The organism is Candidatus Merdisoma sp. HCP28S3_D10 (assembly GCF_052065835.1).
Classification (GTDB): Bacteria; Bacillota; Clostridia; order Lachnospirales; family Lachnospiraceae; genus Laedolimicola.
Window position 1 is genome coordinate 1,040,425 of sequence record NZ_JBQHTG010000001.1, and the last position, 16,218, is coordinate 1,056,642.

Here is a 16,218-nt window from a genome sequence, read left to right on the forward strand (position 1 = left end):
TATACAGAAACAAATTTTCCCTTATAATGCCTTCCGGGGACAAGCTTTGACACATTCCATGCAAAGAATACATTCTGTGCCGTTTTTTCTTTTTCTGGAATTGTCTGTAATATCCACATCCATCGGACATACTCTTATACACTTTCCACAGGAAATACATTTTTCCACATTACATTTGACACGAGCCAGAGAGAAATAACTTGCAGGCTTCAAAAATACTGTGATCGGACAGAGATACTTACAAAAGGCCCGGTTATCTTTGAAAAGAAAGGCAAGCGTAATTCCTATTACGTAATAAAAAACATTTCCAATCACAAAACTCCAAAACATGATGCGCTCCAACTGTCCTACCTGAAGCAAAAATAGGGAAGCTACAAAAATCAATGATATTCCAAACGTGACATAACGTAACTTTTCCCGTTTTTTATTACGGGAGGTCTGGGGAATTTTATAGGGAAGAAAATCCAGAACCATGGCAGTCCAACAAGCATATCCGCACCAGCCTCTTCCAAAAACAAGCGGCCCAAATATTTTTGCGACGGCATAATGTATCGTTGCCGCTTCAAATACACCGGTAAACAGATAATACCAAAATCCCTCGATCTGCATATTTTCTCCGCAAATCAAGCCCAAATACACAAGCATATAGAGACCAACCAATAGTTGTACCATATGTCTGGCATATCGATAGTTCATTTGAAAAAGTAGCAATCCAACTGTCAGCACGGTACCTATGTAAGAAAAATTAAACAAGTAAAATACCTGTTCCTTTGTCAGCCACAAAACCACCGCTATACTTTCAAATATCAGCCAAAATCCAACCGGAATATACCATCTTTGACGTTTCACCTTTGTTCCTTCTCTCTATTTATCTGATAAATGTGCCAATCAATGTTCCTCACTATTTTTGTAATCTGCATGTGTATGTCCATGTTTTTTTCCGATGTGATATGATGATGTTCATGGGCATGAGTAATGACATGGGTATGAACTCTTCCGTTATGAACATGGACAATAGTATGGGAATACTCATGTAAATGATATCTCACCATGGTGTCATACACAACCATAATGCTGCCGATCAGCATAAAGATAAGTCCTACAAAATAAGCGGTTGTGAGCTTTTCTCCATTTATAAGAAAGGCTAAAAACGTACCTACAAAGGGAGCTACCGCATAATATGCGCTTGTTTTTGCCGCTCCCAAATCCTTCTGAGCCCTGATATACATAAAGATACTCAGTCCATACGCTACAAATCCAAGCAACATGGCAAGCATCATATACTTCCATTCCGGAATGTGCTCTCTTAAAATTAAGGAAATCATCAGAGAACCACCGCCTGAGAAGATTCCCTTTAAAAACACGATTTCATAAGTACTCTTATCTGAAATCTTTCTGGTACAATTATTTTCAAGTCCCCAACAGCAGGTCGCCAGAATAACAAACAGAGAACCGAGAGAAAATTGAAAACTACCGCTTCCCTCAAAAGAAAGCACAATGCTGGATACCGTAATAAAGCCAATCGCTGCCCAGAGCCTGGCCGTTACCTTCTCCTTAAATACCAGCAGCGCAATCAGCGTTGTTGTTACAATTTCAAAATTTCCCAATAGCGAAGCATTTGACGCAGATCCAATACGGATTCCAATCATCAGAAATATTGGCGCTGCGATATCCAGCGCAATCATTCCTATGGTATACGGAAAGTCTTTTCTGGTCAGCCTTTCTGACTTATCCTCCCCTTTTACATGAAACAAATACAGAAATCCAACTCCGATTCCGGCACCAAGATATAAAAACGCAGCCATCAACGTAGGCGGTATCTGATTCAGAAGAATTTTGGAAAACGGGGTATTGATCGCATAGAAAATAGCTGCAAGTAACGCCAACACCACTGCCATTGCCTGTCTCTTTTTATTCATACTACCACCTTAACTTTTTTTCTTAAACCCTGAAACAAACATTGCTGTAATTCCCAGCAGGGAATAAATCAGAGCATATAAATTCATACCGGTCAATCCCACGTCATTCAACCCTTCTCATGCTTTTCAAAATATGCTTTTAAAATCACAAGACTTTCCTCGCGCAACACACCTGCCGTAACCTGTGGCTGCCAGAAAGAATTGTCAAATACCATTTTAGAACAATTACATCCTTCATTTCCAAGGATTTTTTCCAGTTCCATATTACTTGCAGCATAAACCAGACGCCCCAGCTTTACCCACACCATTGCGCCGCTGCACATAAAGCAAGGTTCACAGCTGGAATACATGGTATACTCCTGTAAATCCGTAATACCAGTCTGAGCGCAGAATTCACGAATCAGACCAGCTTCCCCATGGAACGTAGGATCGTGTCTGGTATAAATTTGATTTTCATTGGTAAAAACCATCTCATTGTTCTTAACTAGTACAGCGCCGAAAGGCTCATTGCCATGCTCTACCGCCAACCTGGAAAGCTCAATCGCTTTTTTCATAAAAACTTCATCTTGCATATCTCATTTGCTCCCCTCATCATTCATTTCTAATTCTATTCTAACACCGGAATATTCAAAAAGCCACCTGCATCTTTGCAATAGGAATTTGAATTTTCTTTTTCTATCCACACCATCTAACGTTTCACGTGAAACATTCCCACACATCATATAAATTGAAATAGGATCCCCCTATCCTACAAAAGCACCCCGATTGGTCATTTTCACCTTTTGTCCTCACAATCCAGAAATAAAAATCTCCTCCTCACCGGAAAATCGCACACTCCCGGTGGGGAGGAGATTTCTATTTCGTCCATTGTTTGTATATAGATCACATGTTTCACGTGAAACATCTCACACTCTTAATGCAGCGGCTCCTTGGTTGGCATTCCTGCCTTTCTCGGATATTTTTTTGCCGTCGCCTTCACTTTTTCAATATACAGTAGACAGCGATACATATCTGAACCCGGCAGCATGAATTCCTTCCGCTGTCCAATCCGTCCACCCAGGATCTCCACGGCCTTCCCGGCAGCTTCCATTTCCTCCTGTATCTTTCCGGATTTATAGGGTACGAATGCTCCACCCACCTTCACAAAGGGCAGGCAGTATTCCGAAAGCGACGCCAGGTTCGCCACAGCCCGGGATACACAACATTCAAACTGTTCCCGATACTCTGCCTTTTTTGCGTATTCCTCAGCTCTGCCATGCAATGTCTCGACCTGTTCCAGCTTCAGGGCATCCACAACCTCCTGCAAGAACTTTACTCTTTTATTCAGAGAATCCAGCAGTGTCATTCGAAGCTGCGGATAGACAATCTTCAACGGAATTCCTGGAAATCCTGCTCCGGTTCCCACATCAATCCATTTTTCTCCTTCGCCCGGCTCCTGCAATTCTTTGATCATCACACTGTCAATAAAATGCTTTTGCACCACTTCTTCAAACTCCGTGATGGCTGTCAGGTTCATCACCTCATTTTTTGCAATCAGCATTTCATAATACTGCTCAAACTGCTCTGCCTGTCGCTCTGTCAATTCCACCTGAATTTTGGAGAATTCCTGTTTTATATATGCTTTGCGATCCATCTTGCTTATTTTTCTCCCTTTTCGTTATCTCTGTCGCTGGTGCTCCAGCCATATCAGCAATACAGAGATATCTGCCGGCGACACACCGGAGATTCTCGACGCTTGTCCGATAGACAATGGATGTATAGCCGTCAGCTTCTGTCTCGCCTCTGTGCGAAGACTGGGCACCTCATTGTAATCCAGATTTTCCGGCAGCCTCTTATTCTCCAGTTTTTGGAATTGTTCAACCTGCCGCAGCTGTCTCTGGATATAACCGTCATATTTCATATGGATATTTACCTGCTCGGCTACGCCACGCATCAGCTGAGGACGCTTCGGGTCCAACGGAGCTACAATATCGTAGCTGAGCTCCGGACGTCGAATCAGTTCTGCCAGAGAAATACCGGAATTCAAAGGTGTGCTTCCATATTCTTCCAGTAACTTTTGTACCTGCTCCGAGGTTCCTACAAACACCTTCTCCACACGCTGGATTTCTTCCGCAATCTGACGTTCCTTCTCCAACAGGTTCTGATAGCGCTCTTCTGAAATCAGACCCATCTCATAACCGATTTTTGTCAGACGCAGATCCGCGTTATCCTGACGGAGAAGCAGACGGTATTCTGCCCGGGAGGTCATCATACGATAGGGCTCCCTGTTTTCCTTTGTAACCAGATCGTCAATGAGAACTCCGATATAAGCCTGGGATCGATCCAGAATTAAAGGTTCTTTTCCCAGTAATTTACGTCCCGCATTGATTCCCGCAATCAGTCCCTGGGCCGCAGCTTCCTCGTAACCGGAGCTTCCGTTAAACTGGCCGCCGCTGAAAAGTCCCGAAAGCTTCTTAAATTCCAGGGTCGGGTAAAGCTGCCGCGCGTCAATACAGTCATACTCAATGGCATAGGCGTTTCTCACGATCCGCACATGCTCCAGTCCGGCCACAGAGGAATACATGGCGTGCTGTACGTCCTCCGGAAGAGAACTGGACATACCGCCCACATACATTTCATTGGTGTACAGCCCCTCCGGCTCCAGAAATACCTGATGTCGGTTCTTATCCGCAAAACGGACCACCTTGTCTTCAATAGACGGACAATATCGGGGACCGGTTCCCTCGATCATTCCCGAATACAGCGGAGAACGATCCAGATTTTCCCGGATAATTTTGTGGGTTTCTTCGTTAGTATAGGTCAGCCAGCAGGATATCTGCGGCTTCTGGATTTCGTCCGGATCTGTAGTAAAGGAGAAGGGTACGATTCTCTCATCTCCCAGCTGCTCCTGCATTTTACTGAAATCAATAGACCGTTTATCCACTCTGGCCGGCGTTCCGGTCTTAAACCGATACATTTCAATTCCGAGATTTTTCAGGGAATCTGTCAAATGGGTAGCCGCCTGCAGTCCGTTTGGTCCTGTATAATTACTGATGTCGCCGTAAATACATCTGGCCCTCAGATAGGTTCCGGTACAGAGCACCACTGCTTCTGCCTCATAGACAGCTCCAGATGTGGTCTTTACTCCTTTTATAACGCCATTTTCTGCCAGAATTTCAGCCACCTCTGCCTGTACAATGGACAGGTGATCGGTATTTTCCAGTACCCGGCGCATGCTGCGGCTGTATTCAGCCTTGTCAGCCTGGGCCCGCAGCGAATGAACAGCCGGTCCTTTGGATACGTTCAGCATTTTAGACTGGATAAAGGTCCGATCAATATTTTTTCCCATTTCTCCACCCAGTGCGTCAATTTCGCGCACCAGATGTCCCTTGGAGCTGCCTCCGATATTCGGATTACAAGGCATTAGCGCGATACTGTCTACACTGACCGTAAAAATGACCGTTTCCAGTCCCATTCTCGCACAGGCAAGCGCTGCCTCACAGCCTGCATGACCTGCTCCTACCACCACTACCTGACAGGTTTCCTGATATATATTCTTCATCTTATCTATTTCCCCATACAGAATTTTCCAAATATTTCATTTGCCAAATCATCGCCGATTTCTTCACCGATAATAAAACCAAGCGACGTATAGGCATCCTTCAAATCAATCGTATAAAAATCCTCCGGCATGCCATCTTCGATACTCTGAATCACCATAGCCAGACTTCCGGCCGCTTCCTGCAAAGCCTGCTTCTGCCGCAGATTGGTAATCAGGACTTCATCGTTAAAGTCCACCTTGCCCTGGAAGAACAGTCCCCGGATCGTATCCTCCAGTTCCCGGATGCCTTCCCGTTCTCTGGCTGAAATAACAAGAATCGGATGCCGGGTCTTTGTTTTCATAAGCTCCGGTGTAATCACCGGCTCCAGATCGGATTTATTGAGCAGCACCAGCGCCTTCTTATCCTCCAGAAGCTTCAGTATCTCTTCGTCGCTTTCGTCCAGCGCCCGGGAGCTGTCCGCCACGTACAAGATCAGATCCGCATCCTCTGCCTGCTTTCTGGCCCGCTCTACGCCTATCTGCTCTACCACATCTTCGGTGGAACGGATCCCCGCCGTATCCAAAAGTTGCAGGGATACCTCGCCCAGCTGCAGCTGCTCCTCCAGTACGTCCCGGGTAGTTCCGGCTATTTCTGTTACAATGGCCCGCTCCTCTCCCAACAAAACATTCAAAAGAGAGGATTTTCCCGCATTGGGCTTACCCAGAATAACGGTTTTAATTCCTTCTTTCAGCATCCGCCCGTTTTCCGATCCCTTCAGGAGCTTTTCCACCTCATTCCGGATGTCTTTTACCTTCCCAAGAAGCTCTTCACTGTAGCCCTCCAGGCTGATATGCTCCGGATCGTCCAGCGCCGCCTCCACGTAGGCCATCTCATAAAGAATTGCCGCCCGCAGTTTTTCTATCTCCTGGCGCACCGTTCCCTTTAACTGAGCCAGAGATGATTTCAGCGCCATCTCATTTTTTGACTGGATCAGATCCATGACAGCCTCTGCCTGAGACAGATCCAGCCGTCCGTTCAGAAACGCCCGCTTGGTAAATTCCCCTGGCTCCGCAGCTCTGGCGCCATTTTTCAGAACAGTCTCCAGAATTTTCCGCATAACCAGACGGCCTCCGTGACAGTTTATTTCCACCGTATCCTCTGCCGTATAGCTGTGGGGCCCCCGCATCAGCATAACCAGTACCTCGTCCAGTACCTGTTCCCCGTCCACAGCCATACCGTAATGTACGGTGTAACCGGGCTGCTCACTCATGATCTTTGTTTCTTTTTTCGGTCGGAATACTTTTTTAAGCACCTGGAAGGCGTCCGGACCACTGATCCGGATAATCCCGATTCCTGCGCTTCCCATAGCTGTCGCTGTCGCTGCAATGGTATCTGTATGCTTCATACTTCTTAACTCCGTTTAGAGAAAAAGGAACGCCTTAGCGTTCCTTTTTCTTATTATAATTTCGATTATAACGTCCCTTGTTCCGGTTACCATAGTTGTTGTCCAGCTTTACGCCTTCCTTCAGGGTAACTACCACCCGGCGGTAAGGCTCCTCGCCCTCGCTGTGGGTGCATACAAACTTATCATTCTGAAGAGCGGAATGAATCACTCTTCTCTCATACGGATTCATCGGCTCCAGAGATACCGGTTTTCTGGTTCTCTTAACCTTCTGGGCAATATTCTTTGCCAGGTTTTCCAGGGTCGCTTTTCTGCGCTCCCGGTAATTCTCCGTATCAACCTTTACCCGGATATAATCCTCGGTATTCTTATTCACTACCAGACTGGAGAGATACTGCAGAGAATCCAGAGTCTGTCCTCTCTTACCGATCAGAACGCCCATATCTGCGCCGTCCAGAGTGATATTCATCTCTCTGTCCTGCGGATTCTGTGTGATACCGATCACAACCTCCATATCCATTGCCGCAAATACATCCTTCAGGAATTTCTCCACCGGCGCGGTATCTACCGGAACTGCCGGTTTTTCCGCCTTCGGCGCAGGAGCAGCCTCTTCCTTCTTCTCTGCCTTTATCTCCGGCTTTGCCTTCGGCGCTTCCGCCTTGGGTGCTGCCGGCTTCTCAGCCTTTTCTGTCTTAACGGCAGGCTTTTCCTGCTTCTTCGGAGCTTCTTCTTTCTTCTCCATTTCAACAGGCTTCTTTTCCTTAACCCGCTCCAGGAGCTTTTCCATCTCCTTGTCAGCCTTCAGCTCTGCTTCCATCTCCTCATCTGATTTCTGATGAGCGCGAATCACAGCCTTCTTTCCACCGATTCCGAGAAAACCGGATGTGGGCTGTGTAATTACTTCATAAGCAACCTTGTCTCTGGTGGTTCCAAGCTTAATTGCAGCTTCCAGAACCGCGTCCTCGACTGTTTTTGCGGAAACCTCAATACTTTCCATATCAGACACCCCCGTCTCTTACTTCTTCCTGTTGCCCTTCTCGTCAAACTTTTCTACCATTCTCGCCTTCGCCGCAATGCTTCCAGGCTTGGCTTCTGTATTCTTATAGAAATCAGTAGAATCCTGAATCTGCTTTGCGCGCTCTGCAGCGGACATCTCCGGCTTCTTATTGTCTACTGTCTTGGCGCTGGATCTTGCTACGTTATTCAGCTTCTCAGGCGGAAGACCGTCTTTTTCACGCTTACGGTTATATTTTTCAATGTTCTTCTTGATTTCTTCGTCAATATCCATCTTGGACAGATACTTGTTAATCACGAGCTGCTGAACCATACGAACCACGCCGCTCATAACCCAGTACAGACCCACACCTACGGGAAGTACTGCACAGAAGTATACAGACATCAGCGGCATGAAGTTGTTCATCATCTTCATGGACTGCATCATCTCGTTATTCGCGTCGTCGCCATTTCCGTTTGCAGCTGCCTGAGGCAGCAGACGGACGCTCACCCACTGGGTCAGACCGGCCAGTACCGGAATCGCAATAGCTACGAGCAGGAACAGATAATTATGCTCACCCAGATACTGCTTTGCGCTGTACCAGGGAGAGTTGGCAATATTCAGACCAAAGAAATTGTTGAAGCCATCCAGTGTGGTACGCGCTGTTTCAACGACAGAACCCAGATCCGGAAATGCGGATGCCACGCTGTCCCACTCTGCGGTAGAAGCCTTATTCAGTACGTCGATGATCGTGTTCTCCGTAAAGCCCTGCTTCTTAAACTGTGCCGCACTCTTCAGACCCATGATCATTTCCTGGGCTCCCTTGCTGTTCATCAGCTCTGTAACCAGCGGATAATATGCGGCTCTTACCTTATCTACGTAAGCCGGAATTGCGTATACCACCCGGTATACAGCCAGCAGTACCGGAAGCTGAATCAGAAGCGGCAGGCAGCTGCCTGTCTGGGAAGTACCGTACTTTGCGTAAACAGCCTTCATCTCATCCTGCATCTTGATCATAGAAACCTGATCCTGCTTGCCCTTATACTTTTTCTGAATCGCCTGAATCTCCGGATTCATGCGTACGGACATTCTGGCAAACTTCTGCTGCTTATAAGTCAGCGGAATCATCAGAGTATATACTACAATCGTAAATAAAATAATTGCCAGTCCTACGCTGGGTCTTCCCATGGAATACAGCAGATCAAAAATACGCTCAATCAACCATCCCAGAATCGCAGCGAACTGACTTAAAATCGGCGTAGTATTCCGGGTCAAAAATAAACCTGTCAATGAATAAATCCTCCTTAACTATGGTACGGGATCATATCCACCACTGGAAAACGGGTTGCATCTTAAAATTCTCCAGGCGGCAAGCATGCTTCCTTTGACAGCTCCGTATTTCTGAATGGCTTCCAAACCATACTGAGAGCAGCTGGGATAATAAGGACACTTTGTACGTTTCATCGGCGATAGATATTTCTGATAAAATTGAATCAATCTGATCAATACAATTTTCATTATTCTTTTATAACTCCCTGAAGCTTTCCCAAGTGAAGCAGCGCGCTCTCGATCTCCTTCATACTGCGATCCTTCGCGCTGACCCTTGCGATGACTACCATGTCCAAACCACTATTGAACATGTCTTCCTGTAGTCTGTAGCTTTCCCGAATCAATCTGGTGATTCTGTGCCGCACGATGCTGTTTCCAACCTTTTTGCTGACAGAAACACCTATTCGATTCGTTTCCAAGCCGTTCTCCTTCACATACATGACCAGATAACGGTTGGCTCGGGATTTTCCTTCCTTATATACAAGCTGAAAATCCCGGTTCTTTTTCAAAGATTCTGAATGCGGATATTTCATACACTCTCCAAAAGTCTCAAAAACTTAAAAGAGAAAAAAAGGCCACATATATGCGGCCTATGCGGATAATTTCTTTCTTCCCTTTAATCTTCTGGCAGCTAATACCTTTCTTCCGCCAGGAGTGCTCATTCTAGCTCTAAATCCGTGAACCTTTGCTCTGGATCTTTTCTTCGGTTGAAATGTCATTTTCATGGTGCCTACACCTCCTATCTACAAAATATCATTTCAATTATATTCGCTGATGCCCGTAAAGTCAAGCAATTTGGCACTAAAATTCATATTTCAAAAAATTTTTTTCTCTGTTTTATATATCTTGTGCCGCTCAAAAAGTTATCCACAAGATGTGGATAAAATGTGGATAATAAGTGGATAACCTATTTTTTTTGCTTGATCGCCGCCGGAATTTGGTATATTATTGATTATAGGATAAATTGCTCATTTTGCGTAATTATGCGAAAAACAGTTACCATTTGGGCACTGAGGAGATAAATGATGAATCTGATAAAAGAAAAATGGAGCGAAATCCTTGAACATGTCCGGAAGGAACACGAACTTTCGGATATTTCTTTTGAGACCTGGCTGCTCCCCCTGAAGGTCTCAAGCACCGATAATCACGTGGTTAAAATCATCGTCCCCATGGGGGAGCAGATGATTACCTATCTGAATTCCAAATTCAAGACGCCGATTTTCGTGGCTATCGCCGAGTTTACCGGTGAAAAATACGAGGTTGAATTCATTACGGAAAAAGAGGCGCTTGCGCAGAAATCCGCAGAACCTGCGGCTTCTTTGGCTGCGTCTGAAGACCGCCCGGTGGTCAGCCCGGATTTTGAAAAATCCAACATCAACCCGAAGTTTACCTTCGACACCTTCGTAGTCGGCAGCAACAATAAGTTTGCCCATGCCGCATCCCTGGCAGTAGCTGAGACGCCCGGTAAGGTGTACAACCCACTTTTCCTGCATGGAGGCGTAGGACTGGGAAAAACCCATCTGATGCACGCCATTGCCAACCATATTTTAAAAGAAAATCCCAGTATGAAGGTACTCTACGTAACCAGTGAGTACTTTACCAACGAACTGATTGAGACCCTGCGAATGGGTGATCCCTCCGGTATGACCCGCTTCCGCGAGAAATACCGCAACATCGACGTGCTTCTCATCGATGACGTTCAGTTTATCATCGGAAAAGAGAGTACCCAGGAAGAATTCTTCCATACCTTCAACGCCCTTCATACGGCTAATAAGCAGATTATTATCTCCAGTGATCGTCCGCCCAAGGATATCGAGACACTGGAGGAGCGTCTCCGCACCCGTTTTGAATGCGGCCTGATTGCCGACGTATCCTCTCCGGATTTTGAGACACGAATGGCGATCCTGCGTAAAAAAGAGGAACTGGAAGGATACCATATTGACGACGATATCATTACCTATATCGCCACCAATATCAAGTCCAACATCCGTGAGCTGGAGGGCGCCTTCAACCGGCTGATTGCCCTTTCCACCCTGGAAAAACGGCCCATCGATATGCTTCTTGCGGAAGAAGCGATTAAGGATATCATTTCTCCGGGAGAAAGCCGCAAGGTAACTCCGGAGCTGATTATCGAGATCGTAGCGGAGCATTTCCATATTACGCCCGCCGATATCTACAGCAACAAACGCACCGCCAATATCGCTTATCCCCGTCAGATTGCCATGTACCTCTGCAAGGAAAATGATACCACTCTGAAAAAGATCGGCGACATTATGGGCGGCCGGGACCATACCACCATCATGCACGGCGTGGAGAAGATCGAAAAAGAGCTGCAAAGCAACGATTCCACAATCCGCACCATCGGAACCATCCGCAAGAAAATCAATCCGAACTAGCTCCAAGGACTTATCAACATTCTCATGTGGACAACCATGTTGATATTGTGGGGAAAATTTTTTCCGGATTTAGGCCATGTGTATAACCTTCCTGGTTTCCGGTGGGTTATACCGTACTTTTTCACATAGTTATCCCTCGCGAAGATCCTGTATTTTCAGGGCTTCAGACCACTTATCAACATATTCACAGTCCCTACTACGAATACGACGGATTATTTTATATATTTATCTATATCCCCCTGCCGGGATTTTTCGAAAGGAGTTATACACATTATGAAGTTCGTCTGCAAAAAATCAGACCTTTTAAAAGGTGTTAACATTGTTTTGAAGGCCGTTCCTTCCAAGACCACCATGTCGATTCTGGAATGTATTCTGATCGATGTCTCTTCCGGACAGATTAAGATGACAGCCAACGATATGGAGCTTGGCATTGAGACGATTCTTGAAGGAGACATTCAGGAGAAGGGCGTTATTGCCATCGACGCTAAGATCTTTTCTGAGATTGTCAGAAAGCTTCCGGATAACGACGTTACCATTGAAACCGATTCGAATTTTCAGATGCTTATTAGCTGTGAAAAGGCCCGTTTCAACATTGCCGGAAAGTCCGGAGAAGATTTTTCATATCTTCCCTATATTGAAAAGACAGAACCGGTGGTTATTTCCCAGTTCAGTTTAAGAGAAGTGATCAAGCAGACGATCTTTTCCATTTCTGATAATGAAAGCAATAAAATCATGACCGGCGAACTCTTTGAGATCAGCGGAAACCATCTGAAGGTTGTTTCCCTGGACGGTCACAGGGTATCCATCCGCAATCTGGAGCTGAAGGAAAGCTATGAAGACAGAAAGGTGATTGTTCCCGGAAAAACGCTGATCGAGGTCAGCAAAATTCTGTCCGGCGAGCTGGACGCCCTTGTAAATCTGTTTTTTACCAAAAATCATATTGTATTTGAATTTGACGAGACTACGGTGGTATCCCGTCTGATCGAAGGAGAGTATTTCCGTATCGACCAGATGCTTTCCTCCGATTATGAGACAAAGGTAAAGGTCAACAAAAAGGAATTTTTAAATTGTATTGACCGTGCGACGCTTCTGATCCGCGAAAGCGATAAGAAGCCGATTATCATTCAGATTGGAGACGGAGAGATGCGGCTGAAGCTGACCTCCGGCATTGGCTCTATGAATGAGGAGATCGTCATCGAGAAAGAGGGAAAAGACATTCTGATTGGCTTCAATCCGAAGTTTCTGATCGACGCCCTGCGCGTGATCGATGACGAAATGGTAACGCTGTATCTGGTAAATCCCAAGGCGCCCTGCTTTATTCGGGATGAAAAAGAATCTTATATCTACCTGGTTCTTCCGGTGAATTTCAGCAGCGCCGCTGTATAAAAGGAGATAGGTATGGATTATATCGAAGTATCGATCAAAGATGAATTTATCCGTCTGGGCCAGGCCATGAAGCTGGCCGGTATTCTTTCCCTGGGATCGGATATCAAGTATGAAATCGTAGACGGCAAGGTAAAGGTAAATGGCGAGGTGGAGGAGCGCAGAGGCCGCAAGCTCTACAAAGACGATGTATTTACCTATCAGGGACAGGATTATAAAATCGTATGATAATCGAATCCATGGAACTGAAGAATTTCCGGAATTACCGGGAGCTACAGCTTCAGTTTGATGAAAAAACGAATATTTTCTATGGCGATAACGCCCAGGGAAAGACCAATATTCTGGAGGCCGTCTATCTGAGCGGTACCACCCGATCCCACAAGGGCAGCCGGGATCGGGATATGATTTTCTTCGGGGAAGAGGAATCCCATCTTCGCACCTTTGTAAAAAAGGGTACGATGGAGTATCAGATTGATATTCACCTGAAAAAGAATAAAACCAAGGGAATTGCCATAAACGGCGTACCGATCCGGAAGGCCAGTGAGCTTTTCGGTATCGCGAATTTTGTCTTTTTTTCTCCGGAGGATCTGAGCATTATTAAGCAGGGGCCCGGTGAGCGCCGGCGATTCCTGGACATGGAGTTATGTCAACTGGATAAGGTGTATCTGCACCATCTGGCCAACTATAACCGGATTGTAACCCAGCGGAATAAGCTTTTAAAGGACATCAGCTTTCGTCCTGAGCTGATCGAGACGCTGGACGTCTGGGATTTGCAGCTGGCAGAATATGGAAAGAAAATTATCCGCAGCCGGGAAGAATTTATTCACTCCCTGGGAGAAATGATTTACGGAATCCATCAGAAGCTTTCCGGAGGCCGGGAAAAGCTGCAGATTTCTTACGAGAAAAATGTGGGAGCAGAAGAACTCTATGATGCCATTAGCCGGAACCGGGATCGGGATATCCGCATGAAAACCACCTCTGTGGGGCCTCACCGGGATGATCTTTTGTTTGCAGCGGACGGTATCGATATCCGGAAATTCGGTTCCCAGGGACAGCAGAGGACAGCAGCCTTATCATTGAAATTAGCGGAAATCGAGCTGGTCAAGCAGCTGATTCACGATACGCCGGTGCTGCTTTTAGACGATGTATTGTCTGAACTGGATCATAACCGGCAAAACTATTTATTGAACAGCATCCATGACATTCAGACCATGATTACCTGTACGGGCCTGGATGAATTTGTAAATCACAGGTTTTCGATCAACCGGATTTTCAGGGTAGTCGAAGGCGCTGTATACAGTGAAAATTAGTTACAAAAATCAGTATAGGAGGATGGAACATGAGCGCAGAATACGGAGCAGATCAAATCCAGATTTTGGAAGGACTGGAAGCAGTCCGAAAAAGACCTGGTATGTACATCGGCAGCACCTCCGCCCGCGGTCTTCATCATCTGGTTTACGAGATCGTAGACAACGCAGTAGATGAGGCTTTGGCAGGCTTCTGTAAAAATATCGATGTGACGATTCATAAGGATAATTCCATTACAGTCATCGACGACGGCCGTGGTATTCCGGTGGGAATCAATCACAAGGCGGGCATCCCGGCGGTAGAGGTGGTATTTACCATACTGCACGCAGGCGGAAAGTTCGGCGGTGGAGGCTATAAGGTATCCGGCGGTCTGCACGGCGTAGGAGCATCCGTAGTTAACGCTCTGTCCGAGTGGCTGGAGGTCCGTATCTACAGCGAGGGAAAAATCTATTACCAGCGGTATGAGAGAGGACATTCGGTGGAGCCGCTGAAGGTGATTGGCGATTGTGATCTGGAGAAAACCGGAACCCAGGTTACCTTTTTACCGGATAAAGAGATTTTTGAAGAAACTGTTTATGATTACGATACCCTGAAAATCCGTCTGCGGGAGATGGCATTTCTGACAAAGGGGCTGAATATCGTTCTCAGGGACGATCGACAGGAGCCTCAGTTTAAGAAGGAATTCTGCTACGAGGGCGGTATCAAGGAGTTCGTAAGCTATCTGAACCGTTCCAAGACGGCTCTTTACGATCAGATTATCTACTGCGAGGGAATGGTAAATGATGTTTTCGTAGAGGTAGCCCTGCAGCACAATGATTCCTATACGGAAAACTGCTACAGCTTTGTAAATAACATCAATACACCGGAGGGTGGTACCCATCTGACCGGCTTTAAAAACGCACTGACCAAGACCTTTAATGATTACGCGCGGAAAAATAAGCTCCTGAAGGACAGCGATCCCAGTCTCAACGGCGATGATATCCGGGAGGGACTGACCGCTATCATCAGCATTAAGATTGGAGAGCCCCAGTTCGAGGGTCAGACCAAACAGAAGCTGGGCAACAGTGAAGCCCGCGGAGCCGTGGATAACGTAGTTTCTGAACAGCTGATGATTTTCCTGGAGCAGAATCCCATGGTTGCCAAGGTCATTCTGGAAAAATCCATTCTGGCCCAGCGTGCCCGAGAGGCTGCCAGAAAGGCAAGGGATCTGACACGGAGAAAGACTGCCCTGGACGGCATGGCGCTGCCCGGAAAGCTGGCAGATTGCTCCGATAAAAATCCGGAGAACTGCGAGATCTACATCGTAGAGGGAGATTCCGCAGGCGGCTCCGCCAAGACGGCCCGTTCCCGCGCGACTCAGGCGATCCTGCCCCTGCGCGGTAAGATTCTGAACGTGGAAAAGGCCCGTCTGGATAAGATTTACGCCAATGCGGAGATCAAGGCTATGATTACCGCCTTTGGTACCGGTATCCATGATGATTTTGATATCAGCAAGCTTCGGTATCACAAGATCATTCTGATGACCGATGCCGATGTGGACGGCGCGCATATCAGTACCCTGCTTCTTACATTTATTTACAGATTTATGCCGGATCTCATCAAGGAGGGTTATGTATATCTGGCCCAGCCGCCTCTCTATAAGCTGGAGCGGAACAAAAAGGTCTGGTATGCCTACAGTGATCAGCAGCTTGCCGATATTCTGAATGAGGTAGGCCGCGATACCAGCAACAAGATCCAGCGTTATAAAGGTCTGGGTGAGATGGACGCCGAGCAGCTCTGGGAGACCACCATGGATCCGGAGCGGCGTATTCTGAAGCGCGTAACCATGGAGGACGCGGATTCCGCGGAGATCGATCTGACCTTTAATACCCTGATGGGCGATAAGGTAGAGCCGAGACGGGAATTCATCGAAACCAACGCGAAATACGTGAAAAACTTAGACATTTAACAGTTCAGCCATGGGTCT

General features: G+C 46.5%; 16 protein-coding genes. 5 read left to right on the plus strand and 11 right to left on the minus strand.

Annotated elements, in window-relative coordinates:
* Positions 1 to 21 precede the first annotated feature (21 nt).
* The 11 genes from ACTNCH_RS04880 to rpmH form a co-directional block, all read right to left on the minus strand.
* Entirely contained in the window at positions 22 to 849 is an 828-nt protein-coding gene (locus ACTNCH_RS04880) for a 4Fe-4S binding protein (RefSeq protein ID WP_441019123.1), read from the minus strand.
* Positions 846 to 1,919, minus strand: a complete 1,074-nt coding sequence (locus ACTNCH_RS04885) for a DMT family transporter (protein ID WP_441019125.1) — start codon at positions 1,917 to 1,919, stop codon at positions 846 to 848. Before ACTNCH_RS04885 ends, ACTNCH_RS04880 begins: the two co-directional genes overlap by 4 nt.
* A gap of 107 nt (positions 1,920 to 2,026) precedes the next feature.
* Positions 2,027 to 2,491: a nucleoside deaminase gene (locus ACTNCH_RS04890; RefSeq protein WP_441019127.1), complete on the minus strand. Its 465-nt coding sequence runs from the start codon at positions 2,489 to 2,491 to the stop codon at positions 2,027 to 2,029.
* Between the two features lie 341 nt (positions 2,492 to 2,832).
* Positions 2,833 to 3,552 (minus strand): 16S rRNA (guanine(527)-N(7))-methyltransferase RsmG, encoded by a 720-nt coding sequence (rsmG, locus tag ACTNCH_RS04895; protein ID WP_441019129.1) that lies wholly within the window; start codon positions 3,550 to 3,552, stop codon positions 2,833 to 2,835.
* A 24-nt stretch (positions 3,553 to 3,576) separates the two neighbouring features.
* A complete protein-coding gene (mnmG, locus tag ACTNCH_RS04900) occupies positions 3,577 to 5,460 on the minus strand; it encodes a tRNA uridine-5-carboxymethylaminomethyl(34) synthesis enzyme MnmG (RefSeq protein WP_441019131.1) in 1,884 nt (627 codons plus the stop codon).
* Between the two features lie 5 nt (positions 5,461 to 5,465).
* Positions 5,466 to 6,845, minus strand: coding sequence for a tRNA uridine-5-carboxymethylaminomethyl(34) synthesis GTPase MnmE (gene mnmE, locus ACTNCH_RS04905; protein ID WP_441019133.1), 1,380 nt, complete (start codon positions 6,843 to 6,845; stop codon positions 5,466 to 5,468).
* A 34-nt stretch (positions 6,846 to 6,879) separates the two neighbouring features.
* Entirely contained in the window at positions 6,880 to 7,839 is a 960-nt protein-coding gene (gene jag / locus ACTNCH_RS04910; RefSeq protein WP_441019135.1) for an RNA-binding cell elongation regulator Jag/EloR, read from the minus strand.
* 18 nt (positions 7,840 to 7,857) lie between these two features.
* Positions 7,858 to 9,126: a YidC/Oxa1 family membrane protein insertase gene (locus ACTNCH_RS04915; RefSeq protein WP_441019137.1), complete on the minus strand. Its 1,269-nt coding sequence runs from the start codon at positions 9,124 to 9,126 to the stop codon at positions 7,858 to 7,860.
* A gap of 18 nt (positions 9,127 to 9,144) precedes the next feature.
* Positions 9,145 to 9,354: a membrane protein insertion efficiency factor YidD gene (yidD, locus tag ACTNCH_RS04920; protein ID WP_441019139.1), complete on the minus strand. Its 210-nt coding sequence runs from the start codon at positions 9,352 to 9,354 to the stop codon at positions 9,145 to 9,147.
* Positions 9,354 to 9,698: a ribonuclease P protein component gene (gene rnpA / locus ACTNCH_RS04925; RefSeq protein ID WP_441019141.1), complete on the minus strand. Its 345-nt coding sequence runs from the start codon at positions 9,696 to 9,698 to the stop codon at positions 9,354 to 9,356. Before rnpA ends, yidD begins: the two co-directional genes overlap by 1 nt.
* A gap of 57 nt (positions 9,699 to 9,755) precedes the next feature.
* Positions 9,756 to 9,890, minus strand: coding sequence for a 50S ribosomal protein L34 (gene rpmH, locus ACTNCH_RS04930; RefSeq protein ID WP_158361287.1), 135 nt, complete (start codon positions 9,888 to 9,890; stop codon positions 9,756 to 9,758).
* Positions 9,891 to 10,190: 300 nt separating this feature from the next.
* On the opposite strand from rpmH, the gene dnaA reads away from it, so the two are divergent.
* The 5 genes from dnaA to gyrB all read left to right on the plus strand — a co-directional run bounded on the left by dnaA (position 10,191) and on the right by gyrB (position 16,200).
* Entirely contained in the window at positions 10,191 to 11,561 is a 1,371-nt protein-coding gene (gene dnaA, locus ACTNCH_RS04935; RefSeq protein WP_441019143.1) for a chromosomal replication initiator protein DnaA, read from the plus strand.
* A 273-nt stretch (positions 11,562 to 11,834) separates the two neighbouring features.
* Positions 11,835 to 12,947: a DNA polymerase III subunit beta gene (gene dnaN, locus ACTNCH_RS04940; protein ID WP_441019145.1), complete on the plus strand. Its 1,113-nt coding sequence runs from the start codon at positions 11,835 to 11,837 to the stop codon at positions 12,945 to 12,947.
* Positions 12,948 to 12,959: 12 nt separating this feature from the next.
* Positions 12,960 to 13,172 carry an RNA-binding S4 domain-containing protein gene (locus tag ACTNCH_RS04945; RefSeq protein ID WP_441019147.1) on the plus strand — a complete coding sequence of 71 codons (213 nt, stop codon included), beginning with the start codon at positions 12,960 to 12,962 and terminating at the stop codon, positions 13,170 to 13,172.
* Positions 13,169 to 14,254: a DNA replication/repair protein RecF gene (gene recF, locus ACTNCH_RS04950; RefSeq protein WP_441019149.1), complete on the plus strand. Its 1,086-nt coding sequence runs from the start codon at positions 13,169 to 13,171 to the stop codon at positions 14,252 to 14,254. Before ACTNCH_RS04945 ends, recF begins: the two co-directional genes overlap by 4 nt.
* A gap of 29 nt (positions 14,255 to 14,283) precedes the next feature.
* Entirely contained in the window at positions 14,284 to 16,200 is a 1,917-nt protein-coding gene (gene gyrB, locus ACTNCH_RS04955; protein WP_441019151.1) for a DNA topoisomerase (ATP-hydrolyzing) subunit B, read from the plus strand.
* Positions 16,201 to 16,218: the final 18 nt, after the last annotated feature.